At 50.1% G+C, this 22416-nt stretch carries 14 protein-coding genes; 12 read left to right on the top strand and 2 right to left on the bottom strand.

Annotated elements, in window-relative coordinates; genetic code table 11:
* Window positions 1–30: 30 nt before the first annotated feature.
* The 10 genes from ACYVIY_RS23600 to ACYVIY_RS23555 all read left to right on the top strand — a co-directional run bounded on the left by ACYVIY_RS23600 (window position 31) and on the right by ACYVIY_RS23555 (window position 16825).
* Entirely contained in the window at window positions 31–1590 is a 1560-nt protein-coding gene (locus ACYVIY_RS23600; protein ID WP_460978917.1) for a RagB/SusD family nutrient uptake outer membrane protein, read from the top strand.
* Between the two features lie 321 nt (window positions 1591–1911).
* Entirely contained in the window at window positions 1912–5229 is a 3318-nt protein-coding gene (locus tag ACYVIY_RS23595; protein WP_460978916.1) for a SusC/RagA family TonB-linked outer membrane protein, read from the top strand.
* A gap of 26 nt (window positions 5230–5255) precedes the next feature.
* On the top strand, window positions 5256–6962 hold the full coding sequence (locus ACYVIY_RS23590) for a RagB/SusD family nutrient uptake outer membrane protein (RefSeq protein ID WP_460978915.1): 1707 nt from the start codon (window positions 5256–5258) through the stop codon (window positions 6960–6962).
* An 84-nt stretch (window positions 6963–7046) separates the two neighbouring features.
* Window positions 7047–8357 (top strand): Gfo/Idh/MocA family protein, encoded by a 1311-nt coding sequence (locus ACYVIY_RS23585; protein WP_460978914.1) that lies wholly within the window; start codon window positions 7047–7049, stop codon window positions 8355–8357.
* 36 nt (window positions 8358–8393) lie between these two features.
* Window positions 8394–8816 carry a tRNA (adenosine(37)-N6)-threonylcarbamoyltransferase complex ATPase subunit type 1 TsaE gene (gene tsaE, locus ACYVIY_RS23580; protein ID WP_460978913.1) on the top strand — a complete coding sequence of 141 codons (423 nt, stop codon included), beginning with the start codon at window positions 8394–8396 and terminating at the stop codon, window positions 8814–8816.
* 61 nt (window positions 8817–8877) lie between these two features.
* Window positions 8878–10089, top strand: a complete 1212-nt coding sequence (locus ACYVIY_RS23575) for an alanine dehydrogenase (protein ID WP_460978911.1) — start codon at window positions 8878–8880, stop codon at window positions 10087–10089.
* A 102-nt stretch (window positions 10090–10191) separates the two neighbouring features.
* Window positions 10192–10596: a hypothetical protein gene (locus ACYVIY_RS23570; RefSeq protein WP_460978909.1), complete on the top strand. Its 405-nt coding sequence runs from the start codon at window positions 10192–10194 to the stop codon at window positions 10594–10596.
* A 437-nt stretch (window positions 10597–11033) separates the two neighbouring features.
* A complete protein-coding gene (gene gyrB, locus ACYVIY_RS23565; RefSeq protein ID WP_460978908.1) occupies window positions 11034–13037 on the top strand; it encodes a DNA topoisomerase (ATP-hydrolyzing) subunit B in 2004 nt (667 codons plus the stop codon).
* Between the two features lie 68 nt (window positions 13038–13105).
* On the top strand, window positions 13106–15442 hold the full coding sequence (gene ppk1, locus ACYVIY_RS23560) for a polyphosphate kinase 1 (RefSeq protein WP_460978907.1): 2337 nt from the start codon (window positions 13106–13108) through the stop codon (window positions 15440–15442).
* Between the two features lie 141 nt (window positions 15443–15583).
* Window positions 15584–16825, top strand: coding sequence for a NupC/NupG family nucleoside CNT transporter (locus tag ACYVIY_RS23555; RefSeq protein ID WP_460978906.1), 1242 nt, complete (start codon window positions 15584–15586; stop codon window positions 16823–16825).
* Between the two features lie 42 nt (window positions 16826–16867).
* Here the strand turns inward: ACYVIY_RS23555 and ACYVIY_RS23550 are convergent, their stop codons facing one another.
* Window positions 16868–17950 carry a DUF4369 domain-containing protein gene (locus tag ACYVIY_RS23550; protein ID WP_460978904.1) on the bottom strand — a complete coding sequence of 361 codons (1083 nt, stop codon included), beginning with the start codon at window positions 17948–17950 and terminating at the stop codon, window positions 16868–16870.
* 122 nt (window positions 17951–18072) lie between these two features.
* Between ACYVIY_RS23550 and ACYVIY_RS23545 the strand changes: the two genes are divergently transcribed.
* Together ACYVIY_RS23545 and ACYVIY_RS23540 are read left to right on the top strand one after the other, a co-directional pair.
* A complete protein-coding gene (locus ACYVIY_RS23545; RefSeq protein WP_460978903.1) occupies window positions 18073–19767 on the top strand; it encodes a fatty acid--CoA ligase in 1695 nt (564 codons plus the stop codon).
* 34 nt (window positions 19768–19801) lie between these two features.
* Window positions 19802–20293 carry a metallophosphoesterase family protein gene (locus ACYVIY_RS23540; RefSeq protein ID WP_460978901.1) on the top strand — a complete coding sequence of 164 codons (492 nt, stop codon included), beginning with the start codon at window positions 19802–19804 and terminating at the stop codon, window positions 20291–20293.
* Window positions 20294–20371: 78 nt separating this feature from the next.
* On the opposite strand, the gene ftsH is transcribed toward ACYVIY_RS23540, so the two are convergent.
* On the bottom strand, window positions 20372–22402 hold the full coding sequence (ftsH, locus tag ACYVIY_RS23535; RefSeq protein WP_460978900.1) for an ATP-dependent zinc metalloprotease FtsH: 2031 nt from the start codon (window positions 22400–22402) through the stop codon (window positions 20372–20374).
* Window positions 22403–22416 lie beyond the last annotated feature (14 nt).

Below are 22416 nucleotides of genomic sequence, written 5' to 3'. Positions count from 1 at the left end.
CGGTAACGACTTCAACTATTGATGCTTATTATGAAATCTCCCCTTATAAAACATATAACCAGAGCGGTGTTATGCGGATCGGTACTGATCGGCCCGGTCGGCTGCTCTGATTTCCTGGACGAGAAAGCACCCTCGAACCTGACGTCGGAAAGCTTTTACACCATTCCTGACCACGCGGAAGCCGCGCTGGCTTCGGTATACGCCAACCTACGGTTTATCGGTGAGGGAGCCAATATCTTCTCGAATAACTGGCAGTTGCTGGAAGCCCTTACGGGTACGTCGACAACCGAAACAGCTCAGAATTCGGACCTCAACAACTTGTACAGTCTGTCGCACGACGGCAACACGACCCACATTGTCAACTACTGGAACGGGTTGTATCGGGTCATTGCGCAGGCCAATCAGGTGATTGCGCAGGTGCCGAACATTACGATGCCGGAAACCCAACGTACCAAAATTCTGGGTGAAGCCCGGTTCCTGCGGTCATGGGCTTATTTTCAGGCCGTTCGGTTATGGGGCGATGTTCCGCTTGTGACAAAACCCCAAACCATTCAGTCGGAAGATTTTCGGCCCACACGCGCTTCGCAGGAAGACGTGTACAAGCTCATTGTAGAGGACCTCACCGCAGCAGAAAGCGCCGGTTTACCCTGGATGGACGTGAGTGGTCGCGTTAACCAGGCGGCCGTAAAAACGCAGCTGTCCAAAGTTTATCTGACCATGGCTGGATTTCCGCTGAGCAAAGGGGCACCGTATTACAAGCTAGCGGCCGACAAAGCGTATGAAGTTATTACGTACGCAAACTCAAAGCCGTCGGAAATCAACCTGTTCACGACCTACGAAGATGTACATAAGGAAAGTACAGAAAATCGGCTGGAGCATCTGTTCATGCTTCAGTACAACTCGGTTGTGGCCAGTAACCCAATGGACAACTTCTACGGTAACTTTAAGCCAATCAACTACAACGGGCCAACGGGTACGGGAAGTTCGGTACCAACGGCTTCGTTCTACAATTCGTATGAACCGGGCGATCTGCGGGCTAAAGATCAGGAAGGGTATTTTTACACTACGTACTTCACGAACGGTACGGGTGCCCGCTTTGACTTAGGCGCTCCCTACGTGTTCAAGCATTTTAACCGCACGGCTAACGGTACGTTTGGTGTACCCGGCACGCGGCTGAACAATCTCAACGTACCACAGATCCGGTACGCTGAAACGTTGCTGCTGTATGCTGAGGCTCAGAATGAAGTTGGTGGACCAACCCCCGAAGCCTACGACGCCCTGAAGCGTATTCGCGACCGGGCTAAATTGACAACCCCCGCGTTAGGTGCCTACAATCAGGCTTCCTTCCGAGAAGCAGTTTGGCGGGAGCGCTGGCACGAACTGTGCTACGAGCAAATCACCTGGTTTGATATGATTCGTCTGCGGAAGGTGTACAACGAAAAAACCAACGGCTTCGACGAATTCGTTGGCCACGTTAACCTTAGCACGAATAAGGCGCTGGAACAGAAGCATCTGTTGCTACCAATTCCCCGCCAGGAGCTGCTCAATAACCCAAATCTGAAAACTCAGAACCCCGGTTATCCAAACTAACGTGGATTTGATACGTATATAATCTCACGGTAGACAAGCCGTAGAGGTACAAAAAATAGGTACTAAGTAGGGGCAACTTACTTAGTACCTATTTTTTTATACCCTCACCTAAGTAATTATACAACTTACATATTAAGATAGATCTATCGTCTGTACCAATGTATACGTACAGAAATGTACATATTGTATCAAATATATACATTATCTAATATAAAATATTATCCTTCAAAGCATGATTAGAAGTCTGCTTATGCTTTCTTTAGGGTACTATTACTTAATCTCTATACAGTATATCTTCCATTTTTAACCAATCTATTCATTATGAATAATGCTTTACGCAAAGCGTACCGCAGTTTACCATTGCTTGTCATGAGCTGGCTACTGTGCGTAAGTGCGTTTGCTCAAGACCGTAAGATTACGGGTCGGGTAACGGACGGAAACGACAATAGTCCCTTACCAGGCGCTAACGTCGTCATCAAAGGCACGTCGACCGGGATGGTGACCGATGCGAACGGGCAGTTTTCGTTAAGTGTCGCCCCCGGCCGCGACGTACTGACTATTTCAGCAATTGGTTTTGCAGCGCAAGAAGTGAACATAGGTAACCGGACCACGATCAACATCGCGATGGTGCCGGATATAAAGACGCTGAACGAAGTGGTCGTAACGGGTTATGGTGCGCAGGCGAAACGGGACATTACCGGAGCGGTTGCTACGGTAGACGTAAAAGAAGCGTTGAAAGTACCTGTAACGAACGTATCACAAGCCTTGCAGGGACGAGTAGCCGGCGTACAGATCGGGAACGATAACTCACCGGGTGGTGGCGTTATGGTACGTATCCGCGGGTTCGGTACGCTGAACGATAACTCGCCACTGTATATCATTGATGGTGTACCCACGAAAGGCTCGAACAATACTATTAACCCAAATGATGTCGAATCCATCCAGGTGCTGAAAGATGCGTCAGCTGCGTCAATTTATGGTTCACGGGCGGGTAATGGGGTTGTCATCATTACCACCAAGAAAGGGAAAGCGGGTAAGCCTAAGTTTACGTACGATGTATATTACGGCAGCCAGCAACCCGGCAAAACGCTCAGCCTCCTCAATACACAGCAATACGCTGATCTGCTTTGGGAGTCACGGGTTAACGCCACTAACACGCTGGTTAACGGCGTAGCTACACCAAATGCCGGTCAGACGGCGCTGATTTATCCCAAAAACGCCCAGTTTGGCAGTGGTTCAAAGCCAGTTATTCCCGACTACATTTTTCCGGACGGTGCCTCTGAAGGCGATCCACGCCTGGCGCGTAACCCTGATGGCAGCTACGTCAACTATTCGAATGACATTGATGCCGCTGACTTCCGCAAAACGAAGTTTTTAATTACTAAAGCCAATAAAGAGGGTACGAACTGGATGGACGAGATTTTCGACCCGGCTCCCATTCAGAACCACCAGTTGGGCGTTTCGGGCGGTAACGAAAGCGGTCGATACGCCATGTCGCTGAACTATTTCAACCAGCAGGGTATCTTGAAATACACAGGCTACAAACGGTATTCAGTACGGGCTAATACGGAGTTCAACGTCAGCAAGCGGGTTCGCGTTGGCGAGAACCTGCAAATTGCCTTTGGTGAGCGCGTTGGGGGCGGTAACTCAACCCAAAGTGCAACAGCAAATAACAACGAGAGCAACGCGATCTCGATGGCCTTCCGGATTCAGCCCATCATTCCGGTGTACGACGTAGCGGGTAACTTTGCCGGTACCAAAGGCGGTGACCTCGATAACGCCCGGAACCCGGTTGCGCTGCTGTATCGAAACAAAGACAATGTCAATAAAGACATGCGGGTGTTCGGTAACGCCTACGCTGAGATCGACATTCTCAAAGGCCTGACGGCTAAAACCAGCTTCGGGATCGACTACAATACGTTCAACATCCGGGCCTATACGCCACGCGATGTCGAATCGTCGGAGTCAGCGGGTGCCAACAGCATGTTCGCCCGGAACGAGTATGGCTACACCTGGACCTGGTATAATACGTTGACCTACAATGGCGAGATTGGCAGCAACATTCGCTATAACCTGATTGCGGGTACGGAGTCCATCAAAAATTACTTCGAGTTCCTACGGGGTGACCGGAGCCGATTTGCGGATGATGGTCTGGAGAACCGCTACCTGGACGCCGGTAACGCCGGTACGTCGACCAACACCAACGGTGCCTCAAACTGGGCGCTGGCCTCTGAATTTGCTAAAGCTAACTTTTCGTTCTTTGACAAGTACCTGATCGATGGTACAATTCGTCGCGACCGTTCGTCGCGCTTCGCGTCGGCAAACCGGGTAGCTTACTTCCCGGCCGTTTCGGCGGGCTGGCGGGTTTCGAAGGAATCGTTTATGGCCCCTACGGCTGGCTGGCTGGATGACCTCAAACTACGGGCTGCGTATGGACAAACGGGTAACCAGGAAATCGGGAACTACAACCCATTCCTGATTTATGCAACCAACCCGACCAACTCGTTTTACGACCTCAACGGGTCCCGGACCTCTTCGATTCAGGGCTACCAGCTCGACCAGTTCGGGAATGCAAACGCGAAATGGGAAACCACAACCTCGGTTGACTTTGGAGTGGATGCATCGCTATTCAAAGGCAAAATTGATCTAACCTTCGACTGGTTTAGCCGGAAAACGACCAATGCGCTGTTCCCTGTCGAAGTACAATCTACTCAGGGCGTTGCTACCAACCCATTCCAGAATATTGCGGAATTTACGAACAAAGGCATTGAACTAGGTATAAACCACAACGGCCGTGCATTAGGTGGCCAGTTGACGTATAGTATTGGTGCCAACGTATCAACCTATCGGAACCTGGTAACGAAAACCGACGGAAACCCATCTACTCAATACTTTGGTTTCGGCACTCGTCTACCCGCCATGACGGTTACGCAGGCTGGTTATCCAATCTCGTCGTTCTTCGGATACATTATCGATGGTATCTACCAGTCTGACGAGGCCGCTAAAGCGGGACCGGTACAATTCGGTGGTGGTCAGAACAACCTGGCAGGTGCCTTTATCTTCCGCGATGTGAACGGCGACAAGAAAATTGACGCCAACGACCGGACCATTATCGGCAACCCACACCCAAGCTACAGCTACGGTGTGAACGTAAACGTTGGCTACAAAAACTTCAACTTAACGCTGTTTGGACAGGGCGTACAGGGCAACCAAATCTTCAACTACGTGCGCTACTGGACGGATTTCCCAACCTTCGGCGGTAACCGCAGCACCCGGATGTACAATGAGTCGTGGCGGCCGGGTAAGACTGATGCCAAACTGCCAATCCTACGCTCGAACGACAACATCAGCTCGAACCCCTCGACGTACTACCTGGAGCCAGGTAGCTACCTACGACTTAAGAACATTCAGCTGTCGTACAACTTACCCCGCACGCTGATGAGCAAACTAGGCGTAAGCAATGCTACCGTGTACATACAGGGCCAAAACCTGTTGACGGTAACGCAATACACGGGTCTTGATCCAGAAATCAACCTGCGTGATTCGAGCGGATCAGGCAATGATCGCCACATCGGCGTTGACGAAGCCGCGTATCCTGTAGCACGCACCTTCTTGGTAGGGCTAAACCTGGCGTTCTAACCCATCCGTTAATCTGACTTTATCTCATGAAAAAAATAACCATATTCGTAAGTCTACTGACATTCGGTATAGTGACCGGCTGCAGCGAGAAATTCCTTGATGTGCAGCCGAAAGCGGTGCTGGGTGCTGAAAACTTTAACAACCGGGTTGGGGTAAACTACCTGCTGGTAGGCGCCTATTCGTTGCTCGACGGCTGGGGAGCTGGCGGTACGTCCTACCACAGTTCGTCAGATAACTGGGTATACGGAAGCATTGCAGCCGACGACGCCTATAAAGGCTCTACCTCCGGTGACCAACCGGAAGCCGGATACATTGAAACCAAGAACATCCAGCCTGACAATACGTACTTCCGGGGTAAATGGCGGGCGGTCTACGACGGTGTTGCGCGTTCCAATGACGTGATCCAGGCCGTTGGCAAAGCCACTGACATGAGCAATGATGAAAAGACGCAGGCCATTGCTCAGGCACGCTTCTTACGGGGCCATTATCACTTTGAAGTCAAAAAGGTGTTCAACATGGTGCCGTACATCGACGATAAGCTTTACGATCCGCTCAATCTGAACAGCACCAAAGTGCCGAATGACAAGGATATATGGCCGAACATCGTTGACGACCTTAAGTTTGCCTACGATAACCTGCCGGAAGTACAATCGCAGAAAGGCCGCGCTACTAAATGGGCCGCTGCTGCGATGCTGGCGAAGGCATATGTATTTCAGCAGAAATGGACCGAAGCGAAGCCCTTGCTGGAAGCGATTATCAACAGCGGTAAATATCGGCTGATGGATCGGTACCACGATAATTTCAGAACGGTTACCAACAACAACGCCGAGTCGATCTTCGAGGTCCAGTTTTCGGTAAACGACGGAACGGGTGAGAACGGCAATAACGGGGCCGTGTTGAACTACCCCTACGCGGGCCCAACTACATGCTGCGGCTTCTTCCAGCCTGCGCAGAACCTGGTAAATGCGTTTAAAACCGATGCCAATGGGCTACCTTTACCGGCTACGTTTAATGATTCGGACGTAACCAGCGATCAGGGTATTGAATCAACCCAGCCATTTACTCCGTACGCTGGTGCACTTGATCCCCGGCTTGACTGGACGGTTGGCCGCCGGGGTATTCCTTTCCTGGACTGGGGTGTGATGCCCGGTAAAGCCTGGGTTCGCGACCAGGGCAATGGCGGTCCGTACGAAGGGAAGAAGCATTTGTTCTACCGTACTGATGTCGGCACCAACACGTTCTCCAGCAACTCCCGTCTGAACGCTAACAACTACCGCATGATCCGTCTGTCGCACGTATACCTGTGGCTGGCCGAAGCCGAAATCGAAGTAGGAAGTTTGGAGAAAGCACGTGAGTATGTAAACATCATTCGCAAACGGGCCGCTAATCCGGATGGATTCGTGAAAACGGACGCAGGTCAGCCAGCCGCTAACTACGTAGTTGGCCAGTATACAACGCCCTGGGCCGACAAGGCAGCAGCCCGCACGGCCGTGCGGTTTGAACACCGGTTGGAGTTCGCCATGGAAGGCCACCGCTTCTTCGATCTGGTTCGCTGGGGCATGGCCGATCAGGTGCTGAACGAATACATGAGCAAAGAAAAGCGCCTTCGTACTTATTTTAACGGAGCCACCTTCGTGAAAGGCAAGCACGAGTATTACCCAATTCCACTCCAGGAAATCCTGAACAGCAAAGTAGCCGGTAAGGAAACGCTGAAGCAGAACCCAGGGTATTAACTTAGTCAGTTGGTAAACTAGTGGGCAGTAGGCAGTAAAGGTTGCCTGCTGCCCACTTTTGCTTCTGTCAAAACCTCTAAACTCATGCAAGAACTCTCTGCTCAACCCAACCGCCGAACCTTTCTTAAGCAAGCAGTCGGCCTGTCCGCGTTTTACATTGTCCCCCGTCATGTGCTGGGCCGTGGCTACCTGGCCCCCAGCGACCAGATCACAGTCGGATTTATTGGCCTCGGCAAGCAAAGCGGGGGATTACGAAATCAGTTTCTAAAAAACGACGCCAGGATCATTGCCGCCTGCGATGTAGACCAGTCCAAACAGGTTACGTTCGTGGAAGCCGTCAATACGTTCTACGCCGGCAAAACCGACAAAAGTGCTTACAATGGCTGCCAGCGGTACGATGATTACCGTCAGTTGCTCGGTAATAAGGACATCGACGCTGTGGTGATTGCCACGCCCGACCACTGGCATAGTGTCATTGCCATTCAGGCGGCCAAAGCAGGTAAAGATATTTACTGCGAAAAACCGCTCGCTTTAACTGTAGAAGAAGGCCGCGACATGGTAAAAGCCACCCGCAAACACAAACGCGTTTTTCAGACCGGAAACATGCAGCGCTCGTGGAAGGAATTCAGACAGGCAGTCGAGTTGGTACGTAACGGCTACATCGGCACGGTGAAAACCATTAATGTAAACGTGGGTGGCCCACCGCGGCCTTGGGATCTTGAAGCCCAGCCCCTACCGGCTGGCATAAACTGGGATGCCTGGCTGGGACCGAACACGGTTAACCGGCCCTATAATAAAGTGCTTTTGCCAACCCCCAAAGATACATTCTGGGGTCAGTGGCGCGACATCGATGAGTTTGGTGGTGGCGGAATGACCGACTGGGGTGCTCACATGTTCGACATTGCGCAGTGGGGTTTAGACATGGATAATTCAGGACCGGTTGAACTGACGCCCCCCGCCCGGTCTGACGCTTCGGATAAAAGCGGGAAAGGCCTGATCTATCGCTACGCTAATGGCGTAGAAATGCACCATAAGCCAGTCGAGGGCAAGCAGTTCTGCCAGTTTATTGGTACTGAAGGGGAAGTAAAAGTGGCCCGGGGCGAACTGACCACAACGCCCGCTGCGCTGAAAGACAAAGTCATCGGGGAAACTGAGAAGCACGTTTACTTCAGCGATAATCACTATAAAGACTTTCTGGATGCGATCCGCAGCCGCAAAAATCCGATCAGCGACGTAGAGGTCGGTCATCGCACCGCTTCCGTCTGTACGATTGGTAATATCGCGTACCGGCTCAACCGCCCACTGCGCTGGAATCCCGATAAAGAAAAGTTTGAAAACGACGCCGAAGCGAACCGCTTGCTTAGTCGTCCCATGCGCAAAGAATGGTCCGCCTAAAATCTGTATCTTTGCGGCCTGTTCTCAGTATAGCTCATGAAACGCCATTTCCACCGACTCGATGAACTTGATGCCGTAGCCCACCAGCTACTGGCAGAGGGACGTACTGAGTCGGTATGGTTGTTTGAAGGCGAGATGGGAGCGGGTAAAACCACGCTCATTAAAGCGCTTTGCCGCGCCCTGGGCGTGATTAGTATGGTCCAGAGCCCAACCTTCTCGATTGTAAACGAGTATACTACCCACGAAGGTAAATCGGTGTATCATTTCGATTGCTACCGGCTACGTAACGAAGCCGAAGCGCTGGATATTGGTATCGAAGAATATTTCGATTCAGACGCATACTGTTTTATTGAATGGCCGGAACGCATTACGTCATTATGGCCCGCTACGTATTTCCAAGTACATCTGTCGGCCGACCCTGACGGTCGCCGAACGGTAGAAACTAAATTAGTCGACTAAGTAAGCTTACCGGTGAGTTGCCAAGGCTCGCCGGTAAGCCCAACCCATAAACGTCATCGCATTGACTGGATTTGAGGAATTGGCCAAGCAAACGGCCCTTTACCCGAAAGAAGCGCCCCTGGCCGTGAAAACAAGCCGGAATAGCCTGCTCATCGGGCTACCGAAGGAAGTTTCTCTTCAGGAGAACCGCATCGCGCTCACCCCGGAAGCGGTTGCCATCCTTGTCCGACACGGCCATAACGTAATCGTTGAGCAGGGAGCCGGTGAAAAAGCAAAATTTCCCGACAGCGAGTACAGCGAAGCGGGCGCTCAGATCGCCTATTCGCCTAAGGAGGTATACGAGGCTAATCTGATTCTGAAAATCGAGCCCCTCATCGACAGCGAATTTGAGCACGTCACATCGGGAAGTACCGTTATCTCCGCTCTCAATCTACCTGCTCACGAACGTGGTTATTTCGAAAAAATCAACGAAAAAAACCTGACCGCGTTCGGCTACGAATACATTGAAGATCAAGCCGGTAATATGCCCGTCATTCGCTCCATGAGCGAGATTGCGGGCAGTACGGTCATGCTTATCGCGGGCGAATACCTCAGCAATGCCGATAACGGCCGGGGTATTATCCTGGGCGGAATTACGGGCGTCCCACCTACGAAAGTGGTGATGCTCGGGGCCGGAACGGTTACGGAGTATGCCATTCGGACGGCCCTCGGCATGGGCTCCGATGTGAAAGTATTCGACAAGCATCTGTATAAACTCCAACGGCTCAAATATGCCGTTGGTCAGCACATTTATACGTCCATAATCGACTCCGATACGTTGACCGAGGCCATCCAGCGGGCCGACGTAGTAATTGGTGCCATGCGGGCCGAAGATGGTCTGAGCCCCGTTGTCGTAACCGAAGAAATGATCGGGCGGATGAAACCGGGCTCAGTCATCATCGACGTGTCCATCGATCAGGGCGGCAACTTTGAAACGTCCCGGATGACGACCCATAAGCAGCCTACGTATAAGCACATGGGCGTCATCCACTATTGCGTCCCGAACATTGCAGCGCGCGTGGCCTACACGGCAAGTATGGCACTCAGCAATATCTTCCTACCATTTCTGCTCGAAACGGGTACAACCGGTGGCATTGAGCAGATGATGTACGCGAACCGTTGGTTCATGAAAGGTGTTTATGCCCATAAAGGAACGCTCACCAACGCATACATCGCCCGGAAGTTCAACATGCGCTTCAAGGACCTTGATTTACTGTTGGCTGCGCGGTTTTAACATTCAGTTACTAGGAGTGAGTAGACTGGAGTGAGAATACATAGATGCATAATTCTGTAGCGTATTCTCACTCCTGTCTCCCCGCTCCTAACTTCTATAATAATGATACACCACAGCAACGAAAATACCATACTTGACGACGCAAATTCGCCTGAAATCAACAAGCAGTTGATGGGCGAGATTTCGTCAGATTTCGTAAAAGTGGCCGACCAGTTGAAAGAAGCGTCGTATCAGATTCGGAAACGCGGCTTCTCGGAGTATCCGGTCTTTGTCGCTTCCCGCCGGGAAGTACCCGTAGGGCAACTGCTGATTGCCCCCCAGGAACTCGAAAATCAATGGACCTATAAGGCCTCATTCCTTGATGAGTTTATCCAGCGCGCTTTGATTGGGCAGGAGTCGATTGAACTGTGGAAGGAGAATTACAAAAAGCCGGACGAATACTCCTGCCTGTTTGTCGTTCACGGTGATTTTGCGGGTTTTGTGTACGTTCCTTATCCCGAAGATTAACCAGTTTTTAGCTTCATTTACAAGCCGAATCAGCAACTGATTCGGCTTTTTTTGTTCAGAAATTCTTCTGCACCAGATTTGGCAACTAAGAAGCAGACAAAACAGTCGTTCGTCACTACGTTTCGTCTTGTCAATAATAATACTTTTCCAGGATTTAGCGTAATGAGGTATTATCCGTTCGTCATGGATTTGTTTAATTATCGCAGCTAATTGCGAAAACACGTTCAACGCTTTGGATTAGGCCTTTTTGTGTTCCAAAAACCGGCAACTAGGCGCACAATTGGGCGTACAATCAATTTTACGTATATTAAGGCAATCTTGCAGAAATGACTAGGAAACAAGCGTTTTTTTTTGTATTTTTACAATCTGTAAACCCACCTTACAGGCTCAGAATAAGAGCCTGATAAAGTATACTTTCTGACATCTAATAGCATACTATGACCAACGAACTGATTGAAGCAGATGCTCCCGTTGCTATTCCAGAAGCTAAGGCGTATGGAGCTGACAGCATTACCGTTTTAGAAGGTCTCGAAGCCGTCCGCAAACGTCCGGCCATGTACATCGGTGACGTTGGCGTGAAAGGTTTACACCACTTGATTTGGGAAGTCGTCGATAACTCCATTGACGAAGCGTTAGCGGGTTACTGTGATACGATCCACGTAACCATCAACGCCGATAACTCCATCACGGTGCGGGACAACGGCCGGGGCATTCCGACAGGCATCAATACGAAAACGGGTAAGTCAGCGCTTGAAATTGCAATGACGGTGCTGCACGCTGGTGGTAAGTTCGACAAAGACACGTATAAAGTATCGGGTGGTTTGCATGGCGTGGGCGTTTCCTGCGTGAATGCACTCTCAACCGACGTACGCGTAGAAGTACACCGCGAAGGCAAAATATTTGAGCAGGAATACAAAATCGGCGTTCCACAGTACGACGTACGTGTGATTGGCGACGCTGAAGATACCGGTACCATTACGCATTTCAAACCAGACGGCAGCATCTTCACCGAAACGGTTTATCGGTACGATACTGTAGCAGGCCGCCTGCGCGAGTTGGCTTACTTGAACAAAGGCATTCGCATTTTCCTGAAGGATATGCGTGAGCTTGACGAACAGGGCGAACCCATCAATCAGACTGAATTTTTCTCGGAAGGCGGCTTGATTGAGTTCGTTAAGTACTTAGATGAAACCCGCCCTTCATTGGATGGCATGCAGCCAATCTATATGGAGAGCGACAAAGGATCAACCCCAGTACAGGTGGCGTTGGTGTACAATTACGAGGCCGGTGAAAACGTACTCTCCTACGTTAACAACATCAATACGCACGAAGGTGGTACTCACGTACAGGGCTTCCGCTCGGCGTTAACGCGGGTGCTGAAAAGCTACGCGGATAAAAATCCTGGTGTGCTGCCGAAGAACGCCGGTAAAGTGACCTTTAGCGGTGAGGATTTCCGTAAGGGTCTGACTGCCGTTATTTCGGTGAAGGTACAGGAACCTCAGTTTGAAGGCCAGACGAAAACCAAGTTGGGCAACCAGGACGTAGTGAGCGCCGTTAGTCAGGCGATGGCTGATCTGCTTGAAACCTGGCTGGAAGAAAACCCGAAAACGGCCCAGGGTATTGTTAAAAAGGTCCTGGTATCGGCTCAGGCACGTATTGCGGCTGATCTGGCCTACAAGCGCATCATGACCGAGCGCAAAGACTTTATGGGCGGTATGGGGCTCCCCGGCAAACTGGCCGACTGTTCCGACACCGATCCCGAAAAGTGTGAACTGTATCTGGTAGAGGGTGACTCAGCGGGCGGTACGGCTAAACAGGGCCGCAACCGGGCTTTCCAGGCTATTCTGCCGTTACGTGGTAAGATCCTGAACGTAGAGAAAGCCATGGAGCACAAAATCTACGAGAACGAAGAGATCAAGAACATCTGGACCGCCCTGGGTGTCCGGCTGGAGAAAAAAGACGATGAAACGGTGATGAACCTGGATAAGCTTCGTTATCATAAGATCATCATCATGACGGATGCCGACGTCGATGGTAGCCACATCCGGACGCTGATTCTGACGTTGTTCTATCGGAACATGAAGGCCTTAATTGACAATGGCTATATCTATATCGCTCAGCCGCCCTTATACTTAGTCAAGAAAGGTAAAGAAGAGCGCTACTGCTGGACCGAGGCCCAGCGAGAAGCAGCGGTGAAAGAACTGGCAGGCAGCGGCCGGGAAGAAAATGTTGGCGTACAACGTTACAAAGGGTTAGGTGAGATGAACGCCGAACAACTCTGGAGTACGACGATGAATCCCGACACCCGCAGTCTAAAGGTCGTAACGGTCGAGTCGGCCGCCGACGCTGACCATGTCTTCTCAACTCTGATGGGCGATGAAGTCGCTCCCCGACGTGACTTCATCGAGCGAAACGCGAAGTATGCCCGAGTGGATGTTTAACCGAATGATAACACAAAGCGGGCCGGAATGCCCGCTTTTTTGTTGTAATTCAAAGTTCAAATACGTGTATGCGTTATTCCTTAAACCCCAACCGTACAATTTTGGGCAACTTAGTTTCCAAACTCACGCATCGACAGGCTGATACCCCTGAACAGGTACCCGATAAGATGGCAAAGGTTAGTGAAAAAGTTAGCAGCGTTATTGATCAGAGCAACTACCTTAGCCGCGACCTCAGCTGGCTAAAATTCAATGAGCGCGTTCTGGATCAGGCCCGTCGTACAAACCGTACGCTCATGGAACGGCTGAAGTTCTTAGCCATTTCAGCGTCTAATCTGGACGAATTCTTCATGATTCGCGTGGGTAGCCTGTACAACTACTTGGACTATCATAAGCAGCGGGTCGATTATTCCGGTTTGCGGGAAGTCCCCTTCCGAAAAGCCTTATACACAACCGCTCAGCAATTTTGTCGCGACCAGCAAGCCGTTTTCACGGAACAATTGCTGCCATTGTTTGCCGAGAATGATCTTGTGCTAGCTACGTACGAAGATTTAACTCCTGAAGAACAGGACGTTGCTACCGATTATTTTGACCGTGCTATCTACCCGACGCTGACGCCAATGCTGTACGACTACACGCATACGTTCCCGGTGTTGCTGGCTAAAGTTCTCATCTTCGGGGTTGTCACGCAAAACCCGGATGGTGCCGATCTGAAAAGTCTGCGGTCTGAGGATGAAGACGAGCGGCAGCGGCTTTCGTTCGTTCAGATTCCCGCTAACCTTCCTCGGTTCCTGTCGTTCGAGCGAGATGACCGAATGATATTTGTTCCTATTGAGGAGATCGTTCGGCACAATATCAAAAAGCTGTACCGAAACATCGAAATCCTGTCCATCAATCTGTTTCGGATTACTCGTAATGGCGATTTTACGCTTGACGAGAACGATGACGATGAAGTTGATTTTATCGACGAAGTTCGTCAGAAGATCAAGAATCGCCGACTAGGGCGGGTAACGCGCGTTGAGGTAGAAACGAGCCCCAAGAATTCAATCGGCTCGCCCTGGATGCTTAATCTGTTAAAGAAGCGGTGGGAAATTGATGATTTGAACATCTTCGAAACGCAGACGTTGCTCGATTTTTCGGCGTTCTGGCAGATCATTGGCCATCCGGACTTCAAAGATGATATGCCGCGTCCACAGGCACCGGTTCCTCCGCTGGGACTGGGGCGGGATAAAACCGACGATATATTTGAAGTCATTAAGCAGCGCGACTTATTACTCCATCATCCCTACAACAATTTTGAGCCCGTATTGCAGCTACTTGAACAAGCTGCGGAAGATCCGCATGTGCTGGCCATAAAGATTACCGTATATCGGCTGGCGAAACGGTCACGGGTTACGGAAGCCTTGTTGAAAGCGGCCGAAAATGGAAAACACGTATCGGTACTGTTTGAAGTAAAGGCCCGTTTCGACGAAGAAAACAATATCCGCGAAGCGCAGCGGCTTCAAAAAGCGGGCTGCTTTGTTATCTACGGCATCAGCCGGTACAAGACACACACAAAGCTGTTGCTGGTTGTTCGGAATGAAGGAAGCCGCGTGGTTCGTTATGCCCACATGGCGACTGGCAACTACAACGAGGATACGTCTCGCCTGTACACCGATATTGGCCTGTTAACGACGAACGAAATTTATACCCACGACATATCGGAGTTCTTCAACGTAATTACAGGTCACTCGTTGCCAAACGAATACCAGTACCTGATTACGGCTCCGCGCGGTATGCGTCAGCAGTTACTGGGCTTGATTCAAATGGAGGCCGAAAACGCCCGGCACGGGTTACCCAGCGGCATTTGCATTAAAGTCAACTCGCTGGAAGACAAAGAGGTTATCGACGAATTGTACAAAGCCTCGCAGGCGGGTGTGCCTATCCGGCTGATCGTTCGTAGCATCTGCTGTCTGCGTCCGCATCGGGTCGGTCTGAGCGAAAATATTACGGTTCGATCTATCGTTGGTGATTTCCTCGAGCACACCCGGATTTATTACTTTCACAACAACGGCGATCCGAAAATATACGGTGGTAGCGCCGATATTATGGTACGCAGTTTCGACCGACGTATCGAATCCCTGTTCTTTCTGGCTGACCAGCGCGTCAAGCAGTTAGCCACTTTAATTTTGAAGTATAACTTGCTCGATAACGTCAACGCTTTCGAGTTAGAAGAAGACGGTAACTTTAAGAAATGTGAAGTGCCCGCTAATGTTCAGCCCTTTAACATGCACCAGCGGTTCTTCAGCGTTACCGAACAGGAAGTGATGGAGTCGCGGCTGTTTGACCCTCAGATAAAACCGGCCGAGATCGCCCAGATTGAAGAAGAATATCAGGAAGGGGCCGAACGGGCCATCGCGAACATATAACGAACGTAGCGTTAGCAACGAGTAAATCAGAGGCCTCTGCCCTACTAGGTTGAGGTACTATTCTCTCTGTTCGTTCCTCGCTGCTAACGCCGAATTCGTTATCTTCGCCAACTTAACTGAAACTTCGTCTTACCTTCATCAATGGATCGTTTTACCGGCCTGATTGGCATTGTATTAATTCTTGGCATAGCCTATGCCCTTTCTGATAATCGAAAAGCTATAAACTACCGTACCGTCGGTGTTGGATTAGCGCTCCAGTTTGGTCTCGCGGTGTTTATTCTAAAAACTCCCGTTGGCCAGCAAATCTTCCAGACGCTCGGCGTGTATGTCGACAAGCTCCTGCAAAAGGCAGGTGCTGGTGCTGAGTTCGTCTTTGGTCCGCTTGTGAAGCGGTACTTACTTTCTCAGGCTTTTGGCACCGACAATAATTTAATCTTCTTTTTCCAGATTATCCCGACCATCATCTTTGTAGCGGTACTGGTGAACATTTTCTATCACCTGGGCATCATGCAGCGGGTCGTTGCCGTAATGGCTCGGGTCATGAAATGGCTGATGGGCGTAAGCGGTGCAGAAGCACTCTCGAACGTTGCCAGTACGTTCGTTGGCCAGGTCGAAGCCCAGATCATGGTGAAACCGTATCTGAATGGGATGACGAATTCAGAATTGCTCGCTTCGATGAGTGGGTCGTTCGCTTGCATCGCCGGGGGCGTATTAGCCGTGTATATTTCGTTGGGTGTGCCTGCCCCCTACCTGCTAGCGGCTAGTATCATGGCGGCTCCGGGTGCGTTAGTGATCAGCAAGATCGTAATGCCTGAAACTGGCGTTTCCGAAACACAAGGAACGGTTAAGGTAGAAATCAAAAAATCGCACGCGAACCTGCTGGACGCCATTGCCGCCGGTGCCAGTGAAGGCTTGAAAGTGGGTTTTAACGTAATAGCCATGCTGATTGGCTTTATTGCTTTGATCGCCTTGATTGACAGTCTGCTGTTCCGGTTTGGATTTTTTATCTTAGGTATGGATAACCTCAGCCTGAACATGCTGTTAGGTAAGCTTTTTTCATTGTTCGCCTGGGCCATGGGCGTACCGTCTAAAGACATTGAGGCTGCCGGGGCATTGATGGGTACCAAAATGGTTGTTAACGAGTTTGTAGCGTATCTGGATCTTATAAAAATTCGGTCAACGCTCGACCCAAAAACCATTGCCATTACCAGTTTTGCGCTTTGTGGCTTTGCCAATTTTAGCTCAATCGCCATTCAGGTGGGCGGCATTGGTGAGTTGGCTCCCCATCGCCGAAGTGACCTCGCCCGACTTGGTTTTAAAGCTTTGATCTGCGGAACGCTAGCCAGTTACATGTCAGCTACGCTGGCGGGTCTGCTGCTATAAAGCGGCACGATTAACCCGACTTTCACACAGCTAGTTAATAAACTACGGTTTATTAACTAGCTGTTTTAGTTTAGTGTCAAGTTCTGATACGGATAAATCACGCTCAATCACCGTTTTATCGGCGCCGAGCAGTACGTTGTCGGGCATCCGTTCCACCGCAAACGCGTCTAGGATTGGATTTGAAGGCTTTAACAAGCTAAACGCTTGACGCCATGGTAAACGGCCCCTTACCAGATTAGCTTGCCAGGTTTGCTGGTCAGGCTCAAAGCAGATAGTAATTATGTCCAGTCCAAGTGGATGGTACGTTTCATACAGCTTTTTCAAGGCAGCATGGCGTTCATGGCACGTATGCATAGTAAGGCTGGCGAAATCAATCAAAATCAATCTGCTATTCAGTTTCGATAAGGTAACCGTATCGCTCGTCAGGGTAATAAGGCTGAAATCAGGCGCTTTTTTGCCAGGCTGCCTTTTCAGCAAGTATTGCTGGATGGATTTATAAGTCGGATAATTTGAAAAAGAAGATAGCTTGCTAAATAAGCTCCAGGCCTGTTTATATGAAAATTCACTATAGCTACTAGCAAACTTAAACCAACTGACGCCCGATGTCGGATTGTTCTCTATCTGTTGCATCAGCGTTTTCTCACCAGCAACGTGCAGCGAATCAATCATTCTCCTGTAGCGCAAGCTGGCTGACGTATCGCCCGCACTAAACGCTTCATAAGCCTGCCTGTACAACTCCGTTGAGGATTCACTACGATCAGCCGATTTCTTTTTCTCTTCGCGCCATACATCTGATTCGGGCGATCCTGAAATCACGGTCTGAACGGTGGCTTCGGGGTCATAGGCAACAGCAATTTGGGGTGAGTCAAGAAATAATGTGATATCGTCCTGATTACCCTCTATCCAAACGTAGGCAGGACAGGGTTCGGCTAGCGTAGCGGTGAACGTAATACTCCGGTTGTGAATCGTAGTGGTATCAATAATCTGTTTACGTCCCAGCGGACTGCTAACGAGCATAGCCTGTTTACCATTCCAGGCTTTTGGAAAAAAACAGGTGATCTTGCTCTCAAACTGGGCTTGAGCCTGGGTTGCACTGAGCAGGAACACGATAAGTAGCAGCTTCATTTGCATAATGCTAGCAATGTCTTCTAAAATTAACCTTTTCAACTTTACCATGTAGGCTTATTCGGCCATACTTTTGGTTTATTCAAAGAGTTACTAATAATATAGACGATACGTCAATGACTATGATACAAACCAAACTGATTCCTCGCACGGCGGAGGCCCATGAGCCACCGATGCTGATTAAGAACCTGCTGGCTCAATCGTTAAAATATGAACCTCAGCGCGAGATCGTTTACCGCGATCTGTTTCGAATGAATTATATCGAGTTCAATCAACGCGTTCGTAAACTAGCCAATGTATTGACTGAACTTGGAGTTAAACCGGGCGATACCGTTGCGGTGCTCGACTGGGACAGCCACCGCTATCTGGAGTGTTTTTTTGGCGTAACGAGTATGGGAGCCGTGCTGCACACGATCAATGTGCGCTTGTCTCCAACGCAGATCCTGTACACCATGAATCACGCCGAAGATAAGATTGTGCTGATCCATGAGGATTTCCTGCCCATCTTAACCGCCATCAAAGGGCAGTTGACCACGGTAGAGAAGTACGTCTTGCTCAGCGATAAAGTCTATACTGACCCTGCCGGAACCGCCGAAGTCTCCGAGGGCTTTTCCGGCGAATACGAAGCCATGCTGAAGACCGCTTCTGACCAGTATGAGTTTCCCGACTTTGATGAAAATACCTGGGCTACTACGTTTTATACCACGGGTACAACTGGTAATCCAAAGGGGGTTTATTTTTCGCACCGTCAGTTGTTTATGCACACGGTTGGGCTCCTAACCTACATTATTGGTTATGAAGCCATGCCTTTCAAAGGGTCTACAGATGTATACATGCCCATTACGCCCATGTTTCACGTACATGCTTGGGGCTTTCCGTTTCTGGCGACGATGATGTCAGCCAAACAGGTATACCCAGGTCGTTATGAGCCGGAGCTTCTGCTAAAGCTACTGGTTACGGAAGGTGTGACCTTATCCCACTGTGTACCCACTATAATGAACATGCTGGTCAGTAGTCCGGCCGCACAGAAATACAGAGATAACCTGAGCCGCTGGAAAGTTTTGATTGGAGGTTCTGCGCTAACAAAAGGACTGGCTAAAGCGGCTACGGAACTGGGCATTACCGTTTCGCAGGGATACGGCATGTCCGAAACGGCTCCTGTGACCGCCATTGTGTATTTAAACGAACTCGAAAAGCAACTCTCCTTTGATGAACAGATCGACTTGCGCACACGGGCTGGTCGCATTTCGCCTTTCGTGGAGATGCGGCTGATGGACGATGACGGTAACTTTGTCCCCCACGATGGCCATTCACTAGGCGAAATTGTCGTTAAATGTCCGTGGGCAACGCAAGGGTACTATAACGACGCCGAACGGGGCGCTGAACTCTGGAAAGGCGGCTGGCTGCATACCGGCGACGTAGCCAGTATTACGCCCGATTACTGGGTGATGATTGCTGACCGCACGAAAGACGTAATAAAAACCGGGGGCGAATGGGTATCGTCGCTGGATATGGAAGACGTATTGTCGCAGGTTGAGGGCGTGGCTGAATCGGCAGTTATTGGCCTACCCGACGACCGCTGGGGTGAACGACCACACGCGTTGATTGTGCAAAAACCGGGCTATACACTTTCTGCCGAAGGCATCAAAGCTGGCTTGCAAGCTAAAGTTGATACGGGTGAACTTCACAAATGGTACGTACCCGACCGCATTGTTTTCGTTCCGGAAATACCTAAAACAAGCGTCGGCAAAATTGATAAGAAAAAGATACGAGCCGAAATGAAAGACTTAATTTTAGGATCAGCTTCGATCTCGTAAATGTAGCCCGGTTGAATCCGGGCTTCTTCCTGTTATGATACGTATCGGTTTACTTTCTGACACGCACAGCTACCTTGACCCGCAGATTTTCACGCATTTTGCGGAATGTGACGAAATCTGGCACGCGGGCGATGTCGGCAACTTAGTTGTTGTTGAGCAGCTGAGTGCCTTTCGGCCCTTGCGGATTGTCAGCGGAAACATTGATCAGGAGAGTGTTGATCTCCCGGCCCACCTGCGCTTTACCCTCGAAGGCATAAGGGTCTGGATGACTCACATCGGCGGCACGCCCCCAACGTATAATCCAGCTGTCCGGTCAGAAATTCGGCTTAACCCACCGGATGTATTTGTCTGTGGACATTCTCATATTCTGAAAGTTAGTCGCGACTCCGCCAGAAACAATCTGCTGTTTATTAATCCTGGTGCAGCTGGCAAAACAGGTTTCCATCAAACCCGAACGGCAGTTCGTTTTACGTTAGATACGGGGCGTGTCACGGATATGCAGGCGATCGAGTTAGGAAAGAGATAATCGTTATACTGTCCTATCGAGAAAACAAAAAGTCCCTGCTTGATTAAGCAGGGACTTTTTGTTGAAAAAACGTTTATTCTATAAAGGCAGTGATTCAGGCTCGGTTTCAGCAGGTTTTGCCTCTTTACCAATTTCCTCTTTCACTTCTTCAGCGACACCTTTATTCTTATAGGCTTGATAAACGGTTTCGCGCTCGAACGGACGTTTACCAATCAGGCGAACGAGGTCATTTTGATACAGAATTTCTTTCTCAAGCAACTCCTTGGCAATCACCTCCAGTGCTTCACGCTTATCCGTCAGCAAATCCTTGGTGCGATTGTATGCTATATCAACGATCTTACGAACCTCTTCGTCAATGTGCTTCGCGGTTTCTTCCGAATATGGCTTGTTGAACGCGTAATCCGATTGTTTCGAATCGTAGAACGAGACATTACCAATCTTATCGTTCATGCCGTACATGGTTACCATACTGTAGGCCAGCTTAGTAATACGTTCCAAGTCACTCAAAGCACCCGTCGAAACCTTACCAAAAATAAGATCTTCGGCCGCCCGACCACCTAACGCCATGCACATTTCGTCCATCAGCTGCTCAGTCCGGTACAGATACTGCTCACGCGGCAGGTACTGAGCGTAACCTAACGCGGCAACGCCACGGGGTACAATCGTCACCTTTACGAGTGGATCAGCGTGTTCGAGGTACCAGCCAGCCACCGCGTGGCCCGCTTCGTGATACGCAACGATTTCTTTCTCTTCTGGCGAAATCAGCTTGTTCTTTTTCTCCAGACCACCAATTACACGGTCCATAGCGTCCTGGAAGTCTTTCATATCGACGGCTTCCTTATCACTACGGGCAGCAATCAGCGCGGCTTCGTTACAAACGTTTGCAATTTCAGCCCCGGCAAAACCCGGTGTCTGAGCTGCTAACTCTTTAGGATCGACATCAGCCGCAAGCTTAATGGGCTTCAGGTGAACCCGGAAAATGGCTTCACGACCAACGATGTCTGGTTTGTCGATGCTGATCTGACGGTCGAAACGGCCAGGACGCTGCAAAGCGGAGTCCAGTACGTCCGGACGGTTAGTAGCGGCCAGGATGATGATACCAGAATCGGTAGCAAAGCCGTCCATTTCTACCAGCAGCGAGTTCAGCGTGTTTTCGCGTTCGTCGTTAGCACCCGGCATCGAACCACGGCCCCGCGAGCGACCAACCGCATCGATCTCATCGATAAAGATGATACAAGGCGCTTTCTCTTTCGCTTGCTTAAACAAATCACGCACCCGCGCAGCGCCTACCCCAACGAACATCTCGACGAAGTCAGAACCTGACAGCGAGAAGAACGGAACACCGGCTTCACCAGCAACGGCTTTCGCCAGCAGGGTCTTACCCGTACCCGGAGGGCCAATCAACAAAGCACCTTTTGGAATTTTAGCGCCGAGCTTGGTGAACTTCGTCGGGTTTTTCAGGTAATCAACAATCTCCTTAATTTCTTCTTTGGCTTCATCCAGACCCGCTACGTCGTTGAAGGTAATCTTCACCTTGTTATCGGCGTCGAATAGGGCCGCTTTGGATTTACCGATATTAAAGATCTGACCACCGGGGCCGCCAGCTCCAGACATTCGCCCGAGTAAGAAGTACATCGCCAGAATCATCACGATGAGGAAGCCCCACGTACTGATGATGCTGCCAAAGTCACTCCGCTGCTCGAATCGATAATCAATCTTTTCGTTGTCAGGAACGCCCTGCTGAATCGCGTCTAAGTCTTTCTTGAACGTCTCGCCAGAGGCAATTTGAAATTGGAAGTGCGGGCCGTGGTTAGAACCGAAATACGGCTTATCGGAAAATAAGTTGCGGTATTTAGGACTCTGCGCAGCCTGCTGCGTAAGTGTAACTTCAGCGATCTTATCGTTGACGACCACCACTTCGGCTACTTCACGATCTTTAACCATTCGCTCAAACCGCTTCTGCGAGGTTTCACGAGTAGCTGAGCTTTTATTGAAGAACGTAATGCCAAGGATGGCGGCAATCAGCAACGCAACAATCCACCCCTGAAAGTTGGGCTTGCGTGGGCCGCCACGGGGTACTAAAGGATTTCTATTATTGTTTTCTGCCATTTCCTCAGGTTGTA

The organism is Spirosoma knui (assembly GCF_054780635.1).
This window is presented reverse-complemented; position numbering and strand designations above follow the sequence as displayed.